At 76.9% G+C, this 20,716-nt stretch carries 19 protein-coding genes; 12 read left to right on the top strand and 7 right to left on the bottom strand.

Annotated features, from left to right (window positions below; genetic code table 11):
* Positions 1-12 precede the first annotated feature (12 nt).
* Positions 13-777, top strand: a complete 765-nt coding sequence (locus ACFT5B_RS01990) for an endonuclease/exonuclease/phosphatase family protein (RefSeq protein WP_386796297.1) — start codon at positions 13-15, stop codon at positions 775-777.
* A 7-nt stretch (positions 778-784) separates the two neighbouring features.
* Here ACFT5B_RS01990 and ACFT5B_RS01985 read toward each other — a convergent pair whose 3' ends face one another.
* Positions 785-1,471, bottom strand: a complete 687-nt coding sequence (locus tag ACFT5B_RS01985) for an HAD family hydrolase (protein WP_386796296.1) — start codon at positions 1,469-1,471, stop codon at positions 785-787.
* 205 nt (positions 1,472-1,676) lie between these two features.
* Between ACFT5B_RS01985 and ACFT5B_RS01980 the strand changes: the two genes are divergently transcribed.
* A complete protein-coding gene (locus ACFT5B_RS01980; RefSeq protein WP_386796295.1) occupies positions 1,677-1,898 on the top strand; it encodes a hypothetical protein in 222 nt (73 codons plus the stop codon).
* A gap of 33 nt (positions 1,899-1,931) precedes the next feature.
* Here ACFT5B_RS01980 and ACFT5B_RS01975 read toward each other — a convergent pair whose 3' ends face one another.
* Both ACFT5B_RS01975 and ACFT5B_RS01970 read right to left on the bottom strand, forming a co-directional pair.
* On the bottom strand, positions 1,932-2,915 hold the full coding sequence (locus ACFT5B_RS01975; RefSeq protein WP_386796294.1) for a TIGR03557 family F420-dependent LLM class oxidoreductase: 984 nt from the start codon (positions 2,913-2,915) through the stop codon (positions 1,932-1,934).
* A gap of 27 nt (positions 2,916-2,942) precedes the next feature.
* Positions 2,943-4,406 (bottom strand): MFS transporter, encoded by a 1,464-nt coding sequence (locus tag ACFT5B_RS01970; protein ID WP_386796293.1) that lies wholly within the window; start codon positions 4,404-4,406, stop codon positions 2,943-2,945.
* A 103-nt stretch (positions 4,407-4,509) separates the two neighbouring features.
* On the opposite strand from ACFT5B_RS01970, the gene ACFT5B_RS01965 reads away from it, so the two are divergent.
* The gene (locus ACFT5B_RS01965; protein ID WP_386796292.1) at positions 4,510-5,436 is read left to right on the top strand and encodes a helix-turn-helix transcriptional regulator; all 927 of its coding nucleotides are present in this window, start codon (positions 4,510-4,512) and stop codon (positions 5,434-5,436) included.
* On the opposite strand, the gene ACFT5B_RS01960 is transcribed toward ACFT5B_RS01965, so the two are convergent.
* The gene (locus tag ACFT5B_RS01960) at positions 5,433-5,651 is read right to left on the bottom strand and encodes a hypothetical protein (protein WP_386796291.1); all 219 of its coding nucleotides are present in this window, start codon (positions 5,649-5,651) and stop codon (positions 5,433-5,435) included. The two genes, ACFT5B_RS01965 and ACFT5B_RS01960, sit on opposite strands and share 4 nt — an antisense overlap.
* A 116-nt stretch (positions 5,652-5,767) precedes the next feature.
* Between ACFT5B_RS01960 and ACFT5B_RS01955 the strand changes: the two genes are divergently transcribed.
* Positions 5,768-7,306 (top strand): MFS transporter, encoded by a 1,539-nt coding sequence (locus ACFT5B_RS01955; protein ID WP_386796290.1) that lies wholly within the window; start codon positions 5,768-5,770, stop codon positions 7,304-7,306.
* A gap of 52 nt (positions 7,307-7,358) precedes the next feature.
* Complete coding sequence (locus ACFT5B_RS01950) at positions 7,359-8,219, top strand: SDR family oxidoreductase (RefSeq protein ID WP_386796289.1); 861 nt, start codon at positions 7,359-7,361, stop codon at positions 8,217-8,219.
* Here the strand turns inward: ACFT5B_RS01950 and ACFT5B_RS01945 are convergent.
* Positions 8,168-9,562, bottom strand: a complete 1,395-nt coding sequence (locus ACFT5B_RS01945) for a UDP-glucose dehydrogenase family protein (protein ID WP_386796288.1) — start codon at positions 9,560-9,562, stop codon at positions 8,168-8,170. The genes ACFT5B_RS01950 and ACFT5B_RS01945 overlap by 52 nt on opposite strands.
* 482 nt (positions 9,563-10,044) lie before the next feature.
* Between ACFT5B_RS01945 and ACFT5B_RS01940 the strand changes: the two genes are divergently transcribed.
* From ACFT5B_RS01940 to ACFT5B_RS01910, 7 genes are read left to right on the top strand one after another with little or no spacing between them, the layout of a single operon-like run.
* Positions 10,045-11,706 carry a carbamoyltransferase gene (locus ACFT5B_RS01940; protein WP_386796287.1) on the top strand — a complete coding sequence of 554 codons (1,662 nt, stop codon included), beginning with the start codon at positions 10,045-10,047 and terminating at the stop codon, positions 11,704-11,706.
* A complete protein-coding gene (locus ACFT5B_RS01935; protein WP_386796286.1) occupies positions 11,703-13,289 on the top strand; it encodes an HAD-IIIA family hydrolase in 1,587 nt (528 codons plus the stop codon). The genes ACFT5B_RS01940 and ACFT5B_RS01935 overlap by 4 nt, the downstream gene beginning before the upstream one ends.
* Entirely contained in the window at positions 13,286-14,347 is a 1,062-nt protein-coding gene (locus tag ACFT5B_RS01930) for a glycosyltransferase family 9 protein (protein ID WP_386796285.1), read from the top strand. The genes ACFT5B_RS01935 and ACFT5B_RS01930 overlap by 4 nt, the downstream gene beginning before the upstream one ends.
* A complete protein-coding gene (locus tag ACFT5B_RS01925; RefSeq protein WP_386796284.1) occupies positions 14,344-15,336 on the top strand; it encodes a glycosyltransferase family 4 protein in 993 nt (330 codons plus the stop codon). Before ACFT5B_RS01930 ends, ACFT5B_RS01925 begins: the two co-directional genes overlap by 4 nt.
* Positions 15,333-16,616, top strand: a complete 1,284-nt coding sequence (locus ACFT5B_RS01920) for a glycosyltransferase (protein ID WP_386796283.1) — start codon at positions 15,333-15,335, stop codon at positions 16,614-16,616. The genes ACFT5B_RS01925 and ACFT5B_RS01920 overlap by 4 nt, the downstream gene beginning before the upstream one ends.
* Positions 16,613-18,634 (top strand): PfkB family carbohydrate kinase, encoded by a 2,022-nt coding sequence (locus ACFT5B_RS01915; protein WP_386796282.1) that lies wholly within the window; start codon positions 16,613-16,615, stop codon positions 18,632-18,634. Before ACFT5B_RS01920 ends, ACFT5B_RS01915 begins: the two co-directional genes overlap by 4 nt.
* Positions 18,631-19,359, top strand: a complete 729-nt coding sequence (locus ACFT5B_RS01910; protein WP_386796281.1) for an SDR family oxidoreductase — start codon at positions 18,631-18,633, stop codon at positions 19,357-19,359. Before ACFT5B_RS01915 ends, ACFT5B_RS01910 begins: the two co-directional genes overlap by 4 nt.
* On the opposite strand, the gene ACFT5B_RS01905 is transcribed toward ACFT5B_RS01910, so the two are convergent.
* The gene (locus ACFT5B_RS01905) at positions 19,293-20,339 is read right to left on the bottom strand and encodes an NAD-dependent epimerase/dehydratase family protein (protein WP_386796280.1); all 1,047 of its coding nucleotides are present in this window, start codon (positions 20,337-20,339) and stop codon (positions 19,293-19,295) included. The genes ACFT5B_RS01910 and ACFT5B_RS01905 overlap by 67 nt on opposite strands.
* 5 nt (positions 20,340-20,344) lie before the next feature.
* Positions 20,345-20,578, bottom strand: coding sequence for an acyl carrier protein (locus ACFT5B_RS01900; protein ID WP_386796279.1), 234 nt, complete (start codon positions 20,576-20,578; stop codon positions 20,345-20,347).
* Positions 20,579-20,716 lie beyond the last annotated feature (138 nt).

The raw sequence follows: 20,716 nt of genomic DNA, 5'->3' as shown, positions 1-20,716 counted from the left end.
GAGGATCGGACGGTGCGCCTCGCCACCTTCAACATCCTCCACGGCCGCCAGGGGCCTCACGGCGAGGTCGACCTGGGCCGGTTCGCGGCCGCCGTCGCCGGCCTCGACGCGGACGTGCTGGCCCTCCAGGAGGTGGACCGCGATCAGCCGCGCTCGCACGGCTCCGACCTCACCGCTCTCGCCGCCGAGGCCATGGGCGCCGTCGACCAGCGCTTCGCCGCCACGCTCGCCGGCGAGCCCGGCGTCTGGACCGCCGCGACCGGCGACCTGCAGCCCGACACCGCCACCTACGGCATCGCGCTGCTCAGCCGGCTCCCGGTCCGCCGCTGGCGCCAGATCCGGCTGCCCGAGCCCCGCCGGCGGGTCCCCGTACGGTTCAAGGGCCACCGGTGGCCCACGCTCGTGCACGACGAACCGCGGGCGGCGCTCGTGGCCGAGCTCGACGCCCCCGGCGGGCCGGTCACGGTGGCCGCGACCCACCTGAGCTTCGTGCCGGTCCGCAACCGCGCCCAGCTGCGCCGCCTCGCCCGCGAGCTGCGCGACGTCGCGGGACCGCTCGTCGTCCTCGGCGACCTCAACACGGCGGGCGACCGCCCGGCGCGCGCGACCGGCTGGACGCCGCTCGTCCACGCGCCGACCTTCCCCGTGGTCGACCCCACCGAGCAGCTCGACCACATCCTCACGGCGGGCGGGCTGTGCGCGGCGGAACCAGGGCGGTCCGTGGACACGGGTATCTCCGACCACCGGGCGCTGCTGGTCGACGTCGAACCGTGCTGAGCGCGCCTCAGAGGGCCCGGCGCAGCGCGCTGTCCTCGAGGTGGTCGAGCAGGTCCGCGGGGTCGTCGTAGACCTCGACCGCACCCGCCTCGCGCAGGTCGGCCTCGCCCACGCCTCCGCAGCGCAGCGCGACGCACGGCAGGCCCGCGCGGGCCGCCGCGTGCACGTCCCACACGCTGTCGCCCACGAACACCGCACGCTCCGGGTCGACGCCGCCCGCCTCCAGCGCGGTCCGCACCGGCTCGGGATGGGGCTTGGAGCGCTCGACGTCGTCCGCGGACGTCACGGCCGCGAGGACGTCGTCGAGTTCGAGCACGCGGCGCAGTGCCTCGAGGCTGTCGGGGGACGCGGACGTCGCGAGGACCGTGCGGGCCCCGCGCGCGGCCACTGCCCGGACGAGCTCGGCGGCGCCGCGCGTGCGCCGGAGCCGGTCCGCCGTCGCGTCGACCTCGTCCGCGTGCACGGCCGAGATCTCGTCGAACCGCGCGATCCCGGCCTCGCCGAGGACGTCCTTGACGAGCTCGTGGCCCGTCCGTCCGAGCGCGCGGTGCAGCCGCCACGCCGGCGCGTCGAGCCCGACCGACTGCACCGCGCGCAGCCAGGCCGCGACCTGCAGGTAGTTGGAGTCGACGAGCGTGCCGTCGACGTCGAACAGCACCCCGGGCGCCGGCGCACCCGTCCCGGTCGCGTCCACGGCGACCTCCTTCCCCGGCCGCCCCGCGCGGCCCCTCGTCCACCGTGCGCCTGGTGGCGCACGCTCGCACCGTCACGCGCCCGAGGGCCGTGGCAGCGTCGGCGTTGCGACCACCCCCGGCCCGTGCCAGCGTGGTGGAGGACGACGCCGAGCGCCGTCCTGCCGGTCGAGGAGCGGACGGCGTCGCGCGAACGCGGAGACGACCATGAGCACGAACGACGAGACCCGCCCGACCGACGACGACCGCGAGGACTACGACCCCGCGCAGGACCCGGACGCCGATCCCGAGTCCCTCAACCCCCGCACCGGGTCGCAGGCCCAGGGTGGCTCCGCGGGCGGGACGGGCGACCCCGACGCCGATCCCGACAGCCTCAACCCCCGGAGCACCGGGGACGAGGGCACGCCGCACGACGACGCGGACGCCTGACCGCCCGGCCGGGCGTCGTGGCCGTCCCGGTCGTCAGGCCTCCGCGGCGCGCAGCCGGTCGAGGAGCGGCGCGGCGGCCTGGTCCAGGAACTCCTGCTGGCCCTCGTCGCCGATCTGCACGAGCGCGACGTCCGTGAACCCCGCCTGCCCGTAGGCGGACACGGCCTCGACGATCGCGTCGAGGTCCGGACCGCACGGGATCGAGGCGGCCACGTCGTCGGGCCGGACGAACTGGCTCGCGGACCGGAAGGCCTCCGTGGTGGGCAGGTTGGAGTTGACGGGCCAGCCGAGCCCGAACCAGCGGAACTGCTCGTGCGCCCGCGCGACGGCCCGGTCCCGGTCGGTGTCCCAGCAGATCGGGATCTGGCCGATCGCGCGGGTGGGGGCGAGCCCCAGGGACGCGCGCTCGTCGTTCCACGAGGACACGAGGTCGCCGTCGGGCTCGGTCGCGACGAGGTGGTCGGCCAGCGGCGCGAACCGCTGGACCGACGCGTCGCCCGAGACGGCCACCGCGACCTCGACGGGGTCGTCCGGCAGGTCCCACACGCGCGCCGAGTCGACGCGGAAGTGCTCGCCCTCCCAGGTGACGGTCCCGCCCGCCAGGAGCTGGCGGACGATCTCGAGCGCCTCGGCGAGCAGGTCGTGCCGCTCCCCGACCGCTGGCCAGCGCTCCCCCACGACGTGCTCGTTGAGGTTCTCGCCCGCGCCCAGACCGAGGGTGAACCGGCCGTCGGACAGCACGCCGAGGGTCGCGGCCTTCTGCGCGACGACGGCCGGGTGGTAGCGCACGGTCGGGCACGTCACGTACGTCATGAGGTCGACGCGCGACGTCACCTGCGCGACCGCGCCGAGCAACGTCCACGCGTACGGCGCGTGGCCCTGGGTGTCGAGCCACGGGAACGAGTGGTCGCTCGACACCTCGAAGTCGAAGCCCACGTCCTCCGCGGCCTGCGCGTAGCGCACGAGCTCCTTGGGACCGGACTGCTCGGTCATGAGGGTGTAGCCGAAACGGGTCATGCCTCGATCGTGGGGCGGTGCGTCCCGCTACGCCTCCCGGTCCGCGCGGGCGATGCGGGTCGCGAGCGCCGCGAACGCGAGCGCGAGGCCGGCCTGCACCACCACCGCCACCGCGAAGCCCCGCGCGACACCGGTCGCGGTGCCCGCCGCCGCCCGGCCGGACACGCTCTGGAAGAGCCCTCCCAGCAGCGCGACGCCCAGGCCGAGGCCGAGCTGCTGCAGCGTCGTGAACAAGCCGCCCGCGACCCCGGCGGCCCACGTGGGCGTCCGGGACAGGACGGTCCGGAGCACGGGGCCGTACATGAGCGCCTGCGCGGCGCCGAGCGTCACGAGCAGGGGCTGCACGACGAGGGCCGTCCCGCCGTGCCCGGTACCGACGACGCCGGCGAGCGCGGCCAGGACGAGCGCCTGCGCGGTCGCGGCCCCCGTCATCGTCCAGCGTCCCGCCCGGCGCTCGACGAGGGGCAGCGCGAGCGCGGTCGCGACGAAGCCCGCACCGAAGCCGAGGAGCAGGACGACCGTGCCCCAGGCGTCTGCGCCGAGGCCCCGCTGCGCGAAGGACGACATCTCGTAGAGGAACGCGCCGTAGCCCGTGAAGAACAGCAGCGTCATGACCAGGCCCTGCCGGACAGCCGGCGTCCGGAGCACGCTCGGCGGGACGACGGGCAGCTCGCCGCGCCGCTCGGCGGCGCGCTGCGACCGCACGAAGGTCCCCAGCAGGGCGCAGCCCGCCACGAGCATCGTGACCAGCACCGGCGGCCACCCGGCCGACGACCCGAGCGTGAGGGGGACCACGACCAGCAGCAGGCTCGCACCGAGCAGGCCCGCGCCGCGCAGGTCGAGGGCCAGGGGCGCCGTCGAGCGCGACTCCGGCACCGCACGCAGCGCGGTCAGGGCGAGGACGGCGATCGCCCCGGTGGCCACCTGCACCAGGCGCCAGCACAGGTGGTCGCCGGCCAGGCCGGAGACGGCGCCCGCGAGCACCTGGCCGACGATCGTCGCGCAGCCGCTCACGGCGGTGAAGAGCGTGACACCGAGCGCGCGCAGGCGGCCCGGCGCCGTGGCCTGGATGGTCGACAGGACCTGGGGCGTGAACAGTCCCGCGGCGATCCCGAGCGCCGCCCGGAGCGCGACGAGGACGACGAGCGAGGGTGCGAGCGCGGCCGCGGCCGACAGCGCGGCGAAGCCGCCCAGCCCGACGGCGAGAAGACGACGGCGCCCGTAGCGGTCGCCCAGCCGGCCCGCCACGACGAGGGTCGCGGCGAACGTCGTCGTGTACGCGGACAGGACGAGCTGGCCCCCCGAGGTCGCCGCACCGAGGTCGGCGGTGATGGCGGGCGCGAGGACGTTGACCGACCCGAAGGTCATGTTGACCGGGAGGTAGGCGACGAGCAGGACGGCGAGGCCGAGCCCCGTGAGCGCGCGCGCGGCCTGCGGGACGGCGTCCACGGAGGCTGCACGGTGGACCGTGCGTGACGTGGTGGTGGTCATGCCGTCGACGATCCCGGGCACGGCGATCCTGGTACCAGGAGCCTGGTGATCGTGGTACCAGCACCACCTGGCTGCGGTCACGGCGACCGGCGAGACTGGGACCATGACGACCGTCGCCCCCGACCGGGCCGCACTGGGCGCGTTCCTGCGCGAGCGCCGCGGACGGGTCTCGCCCGGCGACGTCGGGCTGCCGCCCGGGGGCCGGCGGCGGACGCCCGGCCTGCGCCGCGAGGAGGTAGCGCAGCTGGCCGGTGTCGGCGTGACCTGGTACACGTGGCTCGAGCAGGGCCGGGCGCGGAACGCCTCCGACCAGGTCCTCGCGGCGGTCGCGCGGGTGCTGCGGCTCGACGCCGCGGAGCGCCGCCACCTCCTGGCGCTCGCCGGCCGGGCCCCCGAGACCCGGCGTCCCGCGCCCACCCGCGTGCGGCCCGAGCACGTCGCCGTGCTCGCCCAGCTCCTGCCGTTCCCCGCCGCCGTGCAGACCGAGTGCTACGACCTCGTCGCGTCCAACCGTGCGTACCGGTACTTCTTCGCCGACCTCGACGCCTACCCGCCCGAGGACCGCAACTGCGCCTGGCTCATGTTCACCGACCGCCGGTGGCGCGAGGCCTTGGTGGACGACGAGGTGGTGCTCCGCGAGATCGTCGCGCGCCTGCGCGGGCGCGAGCCCGAGCACCGCGACGACCCGCGCTGGCACGCGCTGCTGGACCGTCTCCGGGAGAGCTCGTCCGAGTTCGCGCGGTTCTGGGACTCCTACGACGTCGCGGGCGACCGGACGTCGCTGCGGCGCTACCGGTCCCCGCGGGTCGGGCGGGTGGACGTGCACTTCCAGAGCCTGTGGCTCGACCGCGAGCGCGGGGACCGGCTCATCGTCCTGACGCCCGCCGACGACGTCTCCCGCCAGCGGCTCGAGCGCCTCGACGCCCTGGTGGGCGCCGCGCCGGCGTGGACGTCGCAGGACGACCTGGGCGCACAGGCGGACGAGGCGGCGGGGGCCGAGGGCACCCGGGTCCGGGTGCCCGCCCGCTAGTCGTCGACGGCGACCTCGATGCCGGTGTCCTCCCAGCCCTGCTCGCCGGCGCGCTGCAGCCGGACGAGCGCGCCGGGCTCCTGCCAGTTCTCGGAGAGCAGCGCGTCGAGGCGCGCGGGGGCCTCGTCGGCCGTGGCCTCGAACGAGGAGCCGATCTGGTGGGCGGACTGCATGCCGCCCGACAGGACGGCGCGGTACGTGAAGGTCTGGCTCATGCTCCGACGCTACGGAGGGGCGGTGCGCTGCGCACCTCCGGACGCTCCGCGTCCCCGCTCGCTCGGCCCGGGCGGCCGGACGTGCGTAGCGCGCCGCCGTCCCTACCGTGGGCTGCATGACGACGACGTCCGACGACAGGTCCGAGCTCGGCACCATCACGACGACCGTCCCCGCGCGGCTCGACCGGCTGCCGTGGGCCCGCTGGCACTGGATGATCGTCGTCGGGCTCGGCACCGTGTGGGTGCTCGACGGGCTCGAGGTCACGATCGTCGGCAACCTGTCCGCGGCGCTCAAGTCGTCGTCGGACGGGCTCGGGCTCACGAGCAGCGACATCGGCCTCGCCGGCGCGGTCTACGTCGCGGGAGCGTGCGTGGGCGCGCTGCTGTTCGGCCAGCTCACCGACCGCTTCGGCCGCAAGAAGCTGTTCATGATCACCCTCGCGGTCTACCTCGTCGGGACCGTGGCGACCGCCTTCTCCGTGAGCCCGCTCATGTACTTCGCGTGCCGGATCGTCACGGGCGCGGGCATCGGCGGCGAGTACGCGGCCGTGAACTCGGCCGTCGACGAGCTCATCCCGGCGCGCTTCCGCGGCAGGACCGACATCGCGATCAACGGGTCCTACTGGCTCGGGGCAGCCGGTGGCGCCCTCGTGACCATCCCCCTGCTGGACCCGAACCTCGTCCCGGCCGGCCTCGGCTGGCGCCTGTGCTTCGCGCTGGGCGCGACCCTCGGGCTGGTGATCCTGTTCGTCCGGCGCAACGTGCCCGAGAGCCCCCGCTGGCTGTTCGTCCACGGGCACGAGAAGGACGGCGAGCGCATCGTCGCCGACGTCGAGGACGCCGTGCGCGAGCAGACCGGCGACGAGCTGGCCGACGTGCCCGACGACGACGCCATCACCGTCCGGCAGCGCCGCACGATCGGCCTGGGCCGGATCGCGCGGACCGTGTTCTCGGAGTATCCGCGCCGGACCGTGCTCTGCCTGGCCCTGTTCGTCGGCCAGGCGTTCCTCTACAACGCGTTCTTCTTCACCTACGGCGACACGCTCCAGACGTTCCTCGGCGTCGGGCAGACGGGTGTCTACCTGGCGCTGTTCGCCGTCAGCAACTTCGTCGGGGCGCTCGTGCTCGCGCCGCTGTTCGACAAGGTCGGCCGCGTCCCGATGATCTCCGCGACGTACCTCGTCTCGGGGGTGCTCCTCGCGGTCGCCGGGATCATGCTCGGCAGCCTCACCGCCGTCACGCTCACCGTGTTCGGCATGGCCGTGTTCTTCGTCGCCTCGGCGGGCGCGAGCTCGGCGTACCTCACGGCGAGCGAGGTCTTCCCGCTCGAGACCCGGGCGCTGTGCATCGCGTTCTTCTACGCCGTCGGGACGGCCGTCGGCGGGATCACGGGCCCCCTCGTCTTCGGCCGGCTCATCGACTCGGCGAGCGCCCAGCACGACATCACGGGGATCGCGGTCGGCTACTACGTGGGGGCCGCGCTCATGGTCGTGGGCGGCGTCGTCGCGCTCTTCCTCGGCGTGGGCGCCGAGCAGAAGTCGCTCGAGGACGTCGCGACGCCCCTCACGGCGAAGGACGCGGAGGAAGAGGACGGCGACGGACCGGACGTCGCCGCGGACGACGGCCCGCGTGCGAACCGCTCACGCCGTCCCTAGCCTGGGACCGGGTCGAGGAGGGGCCCGCACGCCCGTGACCGAGGAGCCCACCATGCCCGACGAGACCCCCTTCCCCGCCCAGCAGCAGGAGCCCCCCGGCCTGACCGGCGCCATGTCGCCCGAGCCCGACCACGGCGAGCAGAGCTACGTCGGCCACGGCCGGCTCGACGGCCGCCGCGCCCTCATCACCGGCGGCGACTCGGGGATCGGCCGCGCCGTCGCGATCGCGTTCGCGCGCGAGGGCGCCGACGTCGCGATCGCGTTCATGCCCGAGGAGCAGGACGACGCCGACGCGACGGCGCACTGGGTCCGGGAGGCGGGCCGCAACGCCGTGCTCCTGCCCGGCGACCTGCGTGACGAGCGGTCGGCGCGCGACATCGTGGGCCAGGCCGCCGAGGAGCTGGGCGGCCTCGACGTCGTCGTGAACAACGCGGGCTTCCAGGCCGCGCGTCGGGAGTCGATCGACGACCTCACGACGGACGAGCTGGACCGCGTCCTCAAGACGAACCTCTACGCGCTCTTCTGGATCACGCACGAGGCGCTGCGCCACCTGCAGCGCGGGAGCTCGATCATCAACGTGTCGTCGATCCAGGCGTACGAGCCGTCCCCGGCGCTCGTCGACTACGCCGCGACCAAGGCGGCGATCAACAACGTCACCGTGAACCTGGCCGCGCAGCTCGGTCCCCGCGGGATCCGCGTCAACGCGGTCGCGCCCGGCCCGATCTGGACGCCGCTGCAGCCCGCCACCCAGCCGCCCGACCACGTCGAGAAGTTCGGCGCCGACACGCCGCTCGGCCGCGCGGGCCAGCCGGCCGAGTGCGCGCCCGCGTTCGTGTTCCTCGCCTCGGAGGGCGACGCGAGCTACGTGTCCGGGACGGTCCTCGGCGTGACGGGCGGCAAGCCCGTCTTCTGACCGCCGACGCCGCGCGGCCGCGTCGCCCCTGCCCCGGGGCGGCGCGGCTCGGTCCGGCCCGGGGCCAGCACTCGCCAGCCCGCGTCGCGCCAGCCGTCGGCGTCGACGGCGTGCCGCGCGTCGACGAGGACGCGGCGTGCGGCGAGCCGGCCCAGCCGGGCCGGGTCCAGGGCCCGGTACTCGTCCCACTCGGTCGCCAGGACCACGACGTCGGCGCCCCGGACGGTCTCGTCGACCGTCGTCGCGCAGGCCAGTCCGGGTGCGGCGGCACGGGCGCGGTCGAGCGCCCGGGGGTCCGTCACGACGACGTCCGCTCCCCCGTCCCGGAGGGTCCCCGCGAGCGCCAGGGCGGGCGAGCAGCGCACGTCGTCGCTGTCGGGCTTGAAGGCCGCGCCGAGCACCGCGACCCGGCGACCAGAGGCGCCCGCCAGCCCGGCCTCGACGAGCGCCGCGACGCGCGCGAGCGCCTGGTCGTTGAGGGCGTCCACGTCGTGCAGCAGCGCCGCGGCCCCGGGCGCGCCCAGCTCCTCGGCGCGGACCGCGAACGCGCGCACGTCCTTGGGCAGGCAGCTCCCCCCGAACCCGAGGCCCGCCCCGAGGTGCGCGGGACCGATCCGGGGGTCCCGCCCGAGGATCCGCGTCAGCGCCACCGCGTCGCCGCCCGCGGCGGCGCAGACCTCGGCCATCGCGTTCGCGAACGAGACCTTGGTCGCGAGGAAGGCGTTCGCGGCGACCTTCGCGAGCTCCGCCGTCGGCAGGTCCACCACCAGGCGCGGGACCCCGGCCGCCAGCAGCGGGCGGTAGACGTCGTCGAGCATGCCGACCGCCTCGGCCGCTCGCGGCCCCTCGGCCCCGTACACGAGCCGGTCCGGGCGCAGCGTGTCGGCGACCGCGTGGCCCTCCCGCAGGAACTCCGGGTTCCACGCGAGCCCCACGCTCGCCGGCACGAGGCCCGCGAGCCCCCGTGCCGTGCCGACCGGGACCGTCGACTTGCCGACGACCAGGTCGCCGGGTCGCAGGGACGGCGCGAGCTCTGCCAGCGCCGCGTCGACGTACCGCAGGTCCGCCGCACCGCCGTCGCCCTCGGGCGTGCCCACGCAGACGAAGTGCACGCGCGCGCCCGCGAGCGCCGCCGGGTCGGTCGTGAAGCGGAGCCGCCCGCGGTCCCGGGCGCGGTGCAGGAGGTCGTCGAACCCGGGCTCGTAGAACGGCGGTCGCGCCTCCTCGAGCGCCGCGACGAGCGCCGCGTCCGTGTCGAGGCCGACGACGTGGTGGCCGAGCTCGGCGAGCGCGGCGGCGTGCACGGCGCCGAGGTAGCCGCAGCCGACCACGCTGATCCTCACGGTGCGACTCCCGCTCCCGGCGAGGGGCGTCCCGGGGATCTCGGCGGCGACGGCACCCGGGACCGGGAGTCGGTCCCGGACCCGTGGCCCGGAGCACCGTGGAGGTGCGTGGGGTGTGGCGCGTGGACGAGCACGGGTGCCTCCCCGGACGCCCGGGGCCCGGGCGTCGTCGGCGGTCCGCACGCCCCCTTCCCGACGCAGCACGCACCACGCTAGGGAGCGGTCCGTCCCTACGCATGCGGGGAGGAGCGGTTGCGTCGCCGAGGGGGCGATCGCGTGGTGGCTGCGGCGCCGGCACCGCGGCGCCTTCCTGGTGCCGTGGGAGGACGTCCAGGTCGCGACGGTCGCGGGCGCGGCGAGGTGCGAGAAGCGGTTCAAGATGCGAGCAGCGCTTCTCGCACCGAGGGTGAAGGGAGCGGGTTGCGGAACCTCGACCCTCACCACCGCGTCGGCCCACGGGCCACGCTCCGGGAGGTTCCGCGATGCGCGTCCTCGGGGTCAACGCCCTCTTCCACGACCCGTCCGCCGCGCTCGTCGTCGACGGGCAGGTGGTCGCGGCCGCCGAGGAGGAGCGCTTCTCGCGCCGCAAGCACGGCAAGCGGCCCGTCCCCTTCGCCGCCTGGGAGCTGCCCGAGCAAGCAATGGCGTGGTGCCTCGCGGCGGGCGGCCTCGAACCCGGGGACCTCGACGCCGTCGGGTACTCGTTCGACCCGGCGCTCGCACGGCCGGCGGACGAGGTCGGCCTGGACGACCCGTGGGACTGGCTGCGGCTCGACTACGCGCGCCGCGCCCCCGCGTTCCTCGCGACCGCGCTGCCCGGCCTGGACCGGTCGCGGGTCAGGTTCGTCCCCCACGAGGTGGCGCACGCGGCGTCCGCGGCGCTCGCCTCGCCCCACCCCGTCACAAGCGTCCTGAGCCTCGACGGGCGCGGCGAGAGCACGTCGTGCCTCGCCGGCCGGTACGACCAGGGCAAGCTCGAGGTCCTCGCCGAGCAGGAGCTGCCCGACTCGCTCGGGCTCGTCTACGAGTCGCTGACCGAGCACCTGGGCTTCCTGCGCTCGAGCGACGAGTTCAAGGTCATGGCCCTCGCGTCGTACGGCGAGCCGCGCTTCGCCGACGCCGTCCGCGAGCACGTGCACGTGCGCGGCGAGGGCACGTTCGTCGCCCGGCCGCCCGACTGGAGCCGGTGGGCGCCGCGGCGTCGTCCCGACGCGACGCTCACCGAGGAGTCGTGGCGCGGCCCGCACGCGGACCTCGCGGCGTCCGTCCAGCTCGTGCTCGAGGAGACGCTCGTCGCGCTCGCGCGGTGGTTGCACGCACGCACCGGCGACGACGCGCTGGCCCTCGCGGGTGGCATCGCGCTCAACTGCGTCGCCAACTCGCGCGTGTGGCGCGAGGCCGGGTTCGACGACGTCTGGGTCCAGCCCGCGGCGGGCGACGCAGGGACGGCGCTCGGGGCGGCGCTCCAGCTCGCCGCCGAGGCGGGCGACCCGCTGGTGCCCATGCCCGGCGTGGACCTCGGCCGCGCCTGGTCCGACGACGAGCTCGCCGGCTTCCTGCGCGCGGCACGGCTGCCCTTCACGACCCCGGCCGACCTCGCGGACGAGGTCGCCGCGGTGCTCGCGGCCGACGGCGTCGTGGCCTGGTTCGACGGGCGCTCGGAGCTCGGGCCGCGCGCGCTCGGGCACCGGTCCCTGCTCGCGCACCCGGGCCCGCGCGCCAACCTCGAACGGCTCAACGCCGTCAAGGGGCGCGAGCAGTTCCGGCCCGTCGCGCCCATGGTGCTCGACGACCGCGCGGCGGAGATCTTCTCGGACGGCCCGCTGCCCAGCCCGTACATGCTCTTCGTGCACACGGTTGCCCCCGCGTGGCGGGAGCGGATCGCCGCCGCCGTGCACGTGGACGGGACCGCCCGGATCCAGACCGTCGACACCACGACACCACGCCTCCACGCGACGCTGCGGGCGTTCGCACGGCGCACCGGCCTGCCGGTCGTGATCAACACGAGCCTCAACACCGCCGGACGTCCCATGGTCGACCACCCCCGCCACGCGCTCGAGCTGTTCGGCTCGGCGCCCGTCGACCTGCTCGTCCTCGGTCCGCACCTGGTCCGCCGCGCCGACGCGTTCGGGGGCACGGCGTGAGCGGGCCGGGATCCTTCGGGGTCGTCGTCCCGACCGTCGGGCGCCCGAGCCTCGACCGTCTGCTCGACGCGCTCGCCGCGAGCGTGCGCGCCGCCGAGGAGCCCGGGCCGGGCGGGCAGCCCCTCCCGGTCGTGCTCGCCGACGACCGGCGCCTCGACCCGCGCGGGCCGCTTCCTCCGGCTCTCGCCGCCGGCCCGTACCCCGGCCTGGACGTGCGCGTCGTCCGGTCGGGCGGCCGCGGGCCCGCAGCCGCCCGCAACGCGGGCTGGCGGACCCTGCCGGCCACGAGGTGGGTCGTCTTCCTCGACGACGACGTCCTGCCGCCCCAGGGCTGGGCCGCCGGGCTGCGGCGCGACCTCGCCGCCGCGGGCGCGCGGACCGGTGGCGTCCAGGGCCGCATCGAGGTGCCGCTGGACCACGACGGACGCCCGACGGACTGGGAGCGCGTGACGCAGGGCCTCGAGCGGGCCGCGTGGGCCACCGCCGACATGGCGTACCGGCGCGACGCCCTGGTCGCGGTCGGCGGGTTCGACGAGCGCTTCCCCCGCGCCTACCGCGAGGACGCCGACCTCGCGCTGCGGGTCCGGGGGGCGGGCTGGGAGCTCGCGACGGGTGCGCGCGTCGTGCGCCACCCGGTGCGCCCCGCGGACGACGCCGTGAGCCTGCGCGTCCAGGCGGGCACGCGCGACGACGCGCTCATGCGGGCGCTGCACGGCCCGGCGTGGCGCCGTTCGGCCGAGACCGGGCGCGGGCTGCTCTCGCGGCACGCGTGGACCGTGGGCGCGGCGACCGCCGGGATCGTCGCCGCGGCCCTGCGCCGCCCGCACGCCGCCGCGACGGCCGCCGGCGCGTGGCTCGCGCTCACCGGCTGGTTCCTGGGTCTGCGGCTCGCACCCGGCCCGCGGCCGGGCGACCCGCGGTTCTCCCCCGAGCTGCGTCGCATGGCGTGGACGAGCGCGCTCATCCCGTTCGCCGCGGTCGCGCACCGCGTCGCCGGGTCGGTGCGTGTCGTGCGACAGCCGCCCGAGCCGTGGCCGCCGCGCGTGCGGGCCGTGCTGTTCGACCGGGACGGCACGCTCGTCCACGACGTGCCCTACAACGACGACCCGGCCCGCGTGGTGCCCGTCTCCGGCGCCCGCGAGGTGCTCGACGACCTGCGCGCCCGCGGGATCCTGGTCGGCGTCGTCTCGAACCAGTCGGGCGTCGGACGCGGCCTGGTCGGCCCGGAGCGCCTCGCCGCGGTGGACGCGCGTGTCGCCGGGCTGCTCGGCCCGTTCGACACGTGGCAGGTCTGCCCCCACGCGCCGGGCGACGGCTGCGCGTGCCGCAAGCCCGCGCCCGGCCTCGTGCTCGCCGCCGCACGCGACCTGGGGCTCGCGCCCGCGCAGTGCGCCGTGGTCGGGGACATCGGGTCCGACGTCGCGGCGGCCGTCGCGGCGGGTGCGCCGGCGGTCCTCGTCCCCACGCCGGTCACCGAGGCTGCCGAGGTCGCGGCGGCGCCCTGCGTCGCCGCGACCCTCGACGAGGCCGTCGCGGCGCTCGGTCCCGTGCTCGCGCCCGCCCCCGCGGAGGGGGTCCGATGAGCGCCCCCACCCTGGTCGTGCGCCTCGACAGCGACGGCGACGTGCTCCTCGCGGGGCCCGCCGTGCGCACGGTCGCCCGCCGAGGCCCCGTCGACCTGCTCGTCTCGGGCGACGGCCTCCAGGCGGCGCGGCTGCTGCCCGGCGTGCGCGACGTCCTGCGCTTCGACGCCCCCTGGGCGGGGGTCCGGCCGCCCGCCGTCGACCCCGTGGCGGTCGACGCGCTCGTCACCGAGCTCGCCGGGCGCCGGTACGCCGTCGGGATCGTCCTGACCTCGTTCCACCAGAGCCCGCTGCCGACGGCGCTGCTGCTGCGTCTCGCCGGGGTCGGGCGCGTCGTCGCGACGAGCGAGGACTACCCCGGCTCGCTGCTCGACGTGCGGCACCCGCGGCCCGCCGGGGCGCACGAGGTCGAGGCGATGCTGAGCGTCGTCGAGGCGGCCGGCTTCCCCGCGGACGACGACACGCGCCTCGCCGTGGCGCGTCCCCTGCCGAGCGCCGGCGACCTCGCTCCCGCCGGGCCCTACGTCGTCGTGCACCCGAGCGCCGCCGTGCCCGCCCGGGCGCCGTCGCCCGGCACCGCCGGACGCGTCGTGGCCGAGCTCGCGCGGCGCGGCCGGGCCGTCGTGGTCACGGGCGGTCCCGGTGACGTCGCCCTCACCCGCGCGGTCTGCGCGACCGCGGGCGGCGGTGCGGGCGTCGTCGACCGCGGCGGTCGCACGGGCTACGCCGAGCTCGCCTCCCTGCTCGCGGGCGCGGGCTGCGTCGTGGTCGGCAACACGGGTCCCGCGCACCTGGCGACCGCCGTCGGCACCCCCGTCGTCTCGCTGTTCGCGCCGGTCGTCCCGTGGGAACGCTGGCGCCCCTGGGGCGTGCCCTGCGAGCGCCTCGGCGACCCGCACGCGGCCTGCCGCGGCACCCGCGCCCGGACGTGCCCGCTGGCCGGGCACCCCTGCCTCGACGTCGAGCCCGGCGCCGTGGCGGACGCCGTCGACCGGCTCGCCGGTCCTCCCCCGGCCGCGGCGGCCATCCCTTCCACCCTCCCGGCGGTGACGGCATGAAGATCCTGCTCTGGCACGTCCACGGCTCGTGGACGACGACGTTCGTCGCCGGGCCGCACGAGTACGTCGTGCCCGTCCTGCCCGGACGGGGACCGGACGGCCGCGGCCGCGCGCGGACCTGGGACTGGCCGTCCACGGTCAGCGAGGCGACCCCCGACGCGCTGCGCGCGCAGGCCGACGAGCTCGACGTCGCGGTGCTGCAGCGCCCGCACGAGGTGGCGCTCGTCGAACGCTGGACCGGGCGCCGCGTCGGCGTCGACCTCCCGGCCGTCTACCTCGAGCACAACGCCCCCACGGGCGCTGCCGCCTCGACCCGCCACCCCGCGCTCGCGCTCGACGTCGTGCGGGACGGCCGCGTCCCCCTCGCGCACGTGACGTACTTCAACGCGCTGCTGTGGGACTCCGGTCCCGCGCGCACGGTCGTCGTCGAGCACGGTGTCCCCGACCCGGGCCACCGGTGGACCGGCGAGCGGGCGCGCGTCGCCGCCGTGGTCAACGAGCCCGTGCGGCGCAGCCGCGTGGCCGGCACCGACCTGCTCCTCGCCGTCACGGCCGAGCTGCCCTCCGTCGTCTACGGCATGCGGGTGGGCGAGCTCGGGTGGCAGGCGCGCACGCGGCCCGCCGGGGCGCCCCTCGACCTCGTGGACGACCTGCCGCAGGCGCGCCTGCACGCCGAGCTGGCCCGGGACCGCGCCTACCTCCACCCGTACCGCTGGACGAGCCTGGGGCTCTCGCTCCTCGAGGCGATGGCCCTCGGCGTGCCCGTCGCGGCCGCCGCGTCCACCGAGGCGCCGCGCGCGGTCCCGCCCGGCGCCGGGGTGGTCAGCGCGGACCCCGACGAGCTCGCCCGCGCCCTCGGGCGCTGGCTCGCCGACCCCGACGAGGCCCGCGAGCAGGGCCTCGCGGGACGTCGGCACGTCCTCGAGCACTACGCCCACGACCGGTTCCTCGACCGATGGGACCGGCTTCTGAAGGAGGTGGCCGGATGAGGATCGCCATGATCTCCGAGCACGCGAGCCCGCTCGCGGTGCTCGGTGGCGTCGACGCCGGGGGGCAGAACGTCCACGTGGACGCGCTGTCCCGGCGGCTCGCGCACCTCGGCCACGAGGTGGCCGTGTACACGCGCCGCGACGACCCGGACCTGCCGACGGCGGTGCACGTCGCGCCGCGCCTGGACGTCGTCCACGTCGACGCCGGGCCGGCCGAGCACCTGCCCAAGGACGAGCTCCTGCCGTTCATGTCGACGTTCGGCGACGTGCTCCGGCGCACGTGGGCGCGCAGGCCGCCCGACGTCGTGCACGCGCACTTCTGGATGTCCGGCGTCGCCGGGCTGCGGGCGACCGCGGGCACCGGCGTCCCGCTCGTCCAGACGTTCCACGCGCTCGGCTCGGTCAAGCGGCGGCACCAGGGCGCCAAGGACACCAGCCCGCACGAGCGGATCGCGCTCGAGGCCCGCCTGTGCTCGTCGGTGGCGGCCGTGATCGCGACCTGCACCGACGAGGTGGGCGAGCTCGTCGCGCTCGGCATGGACCCCCGGCGCGTGACCGTGGTCCCCTGCGGGGTCGACCTGGCCAGGTTCACGCCGGCGCTCGACCGGACGGCCCGCGCCAGCCGACCGGGCGACGACCGGTTCCACGCCCTGTGCGTGGGGCGGCTGGTCGAGCGCAAGGGCACCGAGACGGTGGTGCGGGCGCTCGCCGCGATGCCGGCGCTCGAGGTCGTCGTCGCGGGCGGCCCGCCCGCCGGGGAGCTCGCGGACGACGAGGAGGCCCGGCGCCTGCTCGAGCTCGCCGACGACCTCGGCGTGCGCGACCGGCTGCGGCTCGTCGGAGGAGTCTCCCAGCAGGAGGTCCGCCACCTCATGCGCGCCTGCGACGTCGTGGTCTGCGACCCCTGGTACGAGCCCTTCGGCATCGTGCCGCTCGAGGCGGCCGCGTGCGGGCGGCCCGTGGTCGGCGCCGCCGTCGGCGGGCTCCTCGACACGGTGCTCCCGGACCGCACGGGCGTGCTCGTGCCGCCCCGCGACCCCGACGCGCTCGTCGGCGCGCTGCAGCGCCTGCACGCCGACCCGCGGGGCGCCGAGCGCCTCGGCGCGGCCGCCCGCGTGCGAGCCGAGCGCTACTACGGCTGGGAGACGGTCGCGCGCCGCACGCTCGACACCTACCGCGCCGTCGCCGCGGGACGCGACGTCGCGCGCGTGCCCGTCGCCCACCTGGGCGCAGACCGCGATCTCCTGGTCGACCAGCTCGCCCAGGCGGCGACGGCATGAGCGGGCTCGCACGGCACGTCGCCGGCCTCGCGGCGGCGCTCGACTGGCTCGCCGGCCAGGAGGACCGCCTCGACGCCTGGGCGCGGCGGCTCGCGGACCTCACGCTCTCGGGCGGCCGGCTCCTCGTGGCCGGCAACGGGGGCAGCGCCGCGGAGGCCCAGCACCTCACCGCCGAGCTCGTCGGCCGGTTCGAGGGCGAGCGGGTCCCGCTGTCGGCGATCGCGCTCCACGCGGAGACCTCGAGCCTCACCGCGATCGTCAACGACTACGGCGCCGACGAGATGTTCGCCCGGCAGGTCGCCGCGCACGGCCGCGCCGGCGACGTCCTGCTGGTCCTGTCGACGTCGGGCAGGAGCCCGAACGTGCTCACCGCCGCCGGTCGCGCCCGCGCGCTCGGCCTGACGACCTGGGCGCTGACCGGCGCCGGGCCCAACCCGCTCACCGCGGTGTGCGACGACGCGCTGTGCGTGCCGGCACGCGAGACGTCGACCGTCCAGGAGGCGCACCTCGTCGCCGTGCACGGCCTGTGCGCCGCGATCGACCGCCACGTCCGGGCATCGTCGAGCGCCGCCGCACGGTCGGCCGTCGAGCCGCCCGGGGCGGGGTCGCCGGAGGTCGTCGTGCTCGGCGACGTCGTGCTCGACGAGGACGTCGACGGCCAGGTGACGCGCTTCGCGCCCGACGGGCCGGTGCCGGTCGTGGACACGCTGGCGGTCCGGCGCAGCCCGGGCGGCGCGGGCCTCGCGGCGCTCCTGTGCGCCCGGTCGGCCCCGACCCGGCTGGTGGCGCCGCTCGCGACCGACCGGGACGCCGGCACACTGGCCGCCGACCTGGCCGCGGCGGGCGTGGACGTGGTCCCGCTCGCGCAGGACGGCTCGACGCGCCGCAAGCAGCGCGTCCGCTCGGCGGGCCGCACGATCGTGCGCGTCGACGACGGCGGGCCCGCGGCCCCGGTCGACGTCGCCCCCGACGCCCTCGAGGCGGCGGTCGCCCCCGCGCGAGCCGTGCTCGTCTCCGACTACGGCGGCGGCACCACGCACGACCCGGCCGTCCGCGCGGCCGTCGCCGACGCCGCGCGCACCCGTCCGGTCGTCTGGGACCCGCACCCGCGCGGTGGGGCTCCCGTGCCGGGCGTGACGGTCGTCACGCCGAACCTCGACGAGGCACGCGACGCCGCGGCCGACCTCGGCCTCCCGCCGGACGGCGACCCCGCCACGCTCGCCCGCGCGCTGCGGGAGGCCTGGGACGTCGGGGCGGTGTGCGTGACGGCCGCCGAGCAGGGCGCCTACCTCGCGGCCGACGCCCACGAGCCGCTCTACGTGCCCGCGCACGGGGTGGCCGGGGACCCGTGCGGCGCGGGCGACCGGTTCGCGGCCGCCCTCGCGGTCGGTCTCGGCCACGGTGTGCCGCTGGCCGACGCCGTCCGGCAGGCCGTCGGCGCGGCGACGGCGTGGGTCGGGGCCGGCGGCGCCGAGGGGTTCCGGCGCGGGGCGGGAGAGGCGGTCGGGGCGACCGCCGAGGACGCACCCGACGACCTCGCCGCGCTGCGCGACCGGCTCCACGGCGAGGGCCGGACGGTCGTCGCCACGGGCGGCTGCTTCGACGTGCTGCACGCCGGCCACGTCGCGCTGCTCGAGGCGGCCGCGCGTCTCGGCGACACGCTCGTCGTCCTGCTCAACTCCGACACGTCGGTGCGCCGCCTCAAGGGGCCGCGCCGGCCCGCCGTCGGCGAGCGGGACCGCGCCCGGGTGCTCCGTGCGCTCGCCGGCGTCGACCACGTCGTCGTGTTCGACGACGACGACCCGCGCGCTGCCCTCGACGCCCTCCGCCCCGACGTGTGGGCCAAGGGCGGCGACTACGCCGAGGGCGACCTGCCCGAGGCCGACGTCGTCCGCGCGCACGGGGGCCGCGTCGTCCTGCTGCCGTACGTCGAGGGCCGCTCGACGAGCCTCATCCTCGCCGGCACCGCACCCGGCGCCGACCCCGACCAGTCCCCCACGGAAGGAGCGGTCCCGTGACCGAGTCCCCGCTGTCCCCTCCCCCCGCCGGCCCGCAGCCACGGCCCCTCGGCACCGTCTTCGTGACGGGCGGCTCGGCCGGCCTCGGCGCCGCCGTCGTCGAGGCCGTCCTCGCCTGCGGCGGGAAGCCCGCCGTCCTCGACCGGGTCGCGCCGCGTGCGTCGGTGCCGTCCGTCGAGGTCGACCTCGCCGACGGCGCGGCGGCCGCGGAGGCCGTCGAGCACCTCGCACTCGCCGTCGGGCCGCCGGACGCCGTCGTGACCGCCGCGGGGATCGACGCGTGCGGACCGCTCGCCGAGATCCCCGCGGACGACTGGGAGCGCGTGCTGCGCGTCAACCTGTTCGGGACCGTCGCCGTCGTGCGGGCGGCCCTGCCGCACCTCGTGCGCTCGGGTGGTCGCGTCGTGACGGTGTCGTCGACGCTCGGGCTGCGCGGCGCCTCCGACGCGACGGCCTACAGCGCGTCGAAGTTCGCGATCCGCGGGTTCTCGCAGTCGCTCGCGGCGGAGCTCGCGGGGCGGGTCGGGGTCACCTGCCTCGTCCCGGGCGGCATGCGCACGGGCTTCTTCGACGGCCGCCCGGAGCAGTACAAGCCGGGCCCCGACGCCGACCTCAACGACCCCGCGAACGTCGCGCAGGCGGTCGTCACGGCGCTGCGTCAGCCCGCCGGGTGCGAGATCCGCGAGCTCCTCGTGATGGCCTCGGGCGAGGCGTCCTGGCCCTGACGGGCGCGGGCCTCGCGGAACCAGTCGACGGTGTCCCGCAGCCCGTCGGCCCAGGACGTCCGGGGGCGCCAGCCGAGCTCGCGCTCGGCGCGCCCCAGGTCCGGCCGACGGCGCCGCGGGTCGTCGGTCGGCAGGTCGACGAACGTCACGGACGAGCCCGACCCCACGGCCGCCACGACGTCCATCGCGACACGGAGCACGGTCCGCTCCTCGTCCGTGCCCAGGTTCACCGGCCCCGCGCCCCCGCGGGCCGCGAACGCCAGGATCCCGCGGACGAGGTCCGACACGTGGCACAGCGACCGCGTCTGCGACCCGTCGCCCGCGACCGTCACCGGACCGCCCGCGAGCGCCTGCTCGACGAACGTGGGGACCATCCGCCCGTCGTCGGAGCGCATCCGGGGACCGTAGGTGTTGAAGATCCGGACGATCCCGGCGTCGAGCCCGGTCGCGCGCCGCCAGGCGGCGGTCTGGGCCTCGGCGAACCGCTTGCTCTCGTCGTAGACGCTCCGGGGGCCGACGGGGTTGACGTTGCCCCAGTAGTCCTCGGGCTGGGGGTGGACGCTGGGGTCGCCGTACACCTCGGAGGTGGACGCGAGCACGAACCGGGCGCCGTGCTCGCGGGCGAGCCCGAGGGCGTGCCGGGTGCCGAGCGAGCCCGCGTCGAGCGTCTGGAGCGGGAGCCGCAGGTAGTCGACGGGCGACGCCGGCGACGCGAGGTGCAGCACGAGGTCGACGGGCCGGGAGCCGGCCGCGCCGTCGAGGCCTGCTGTGACGTCGCGCTCCACCAGGGTGAAGCCGGGGTCGTCCCGCAGGTGCGCGACGTTGACGGGCCGCCCCGTGGAGAAGTCGTCGACGCACACCACCGCGGTGCCGGCCGCGAGGAGCGCCTCGCACAGGTGGCTCCCCACGAAGCCGGCGCCGCCGGTGACGACGGCGCGCGAGAACGAGCGCGGGCGCGTCACGCCCGCTGCGCTGTCCATGCGCCTCAGGCCTGGTCGGTGCCCGAGCGCGTGAGCTCGGCGAGCAGCTCGTGGCAGCGCGCGGCGCGCTCCGAGTCCTCGGCCATGACGGTCTCGAAGAACGACGCGACCTCCTCGAGGCCCGCGTTGCGGGCGTCGCGGACGTACTGGCCGTAGTCGTGGCCTGCCTTGAGCGAGTGGTACTGCACCGAGATGAGGTCGAACGTGACGTCGCCGAACCCGGTCTCTCCGGTTGCCATGGCGGTCTCCTGTGGTCGCACGGGTGCGCGCCGCGCGGGCGCGCCGGCCTCTCCTCGACCGTCTCCCACGCTACGGACCCCCGTCCGCTACGCACGTCGCCCGGTGGAGAACGGTTCGCCGAGCGAGCAGCGGCGCTC

It is taken from the genome of Luteimicrobium sp. NPDC057192, from assembly GCF_042670205.1.
Taxonomy (GTDB): domain Bacteria; phylum Actinomycetota; class Actinomycetes; order Actinomycetales; family Cellulomonadaceae; genus Luteimicrobium.
This window is presented reverse-complemented; position numbering and strand designations above follow the sequence as displayed.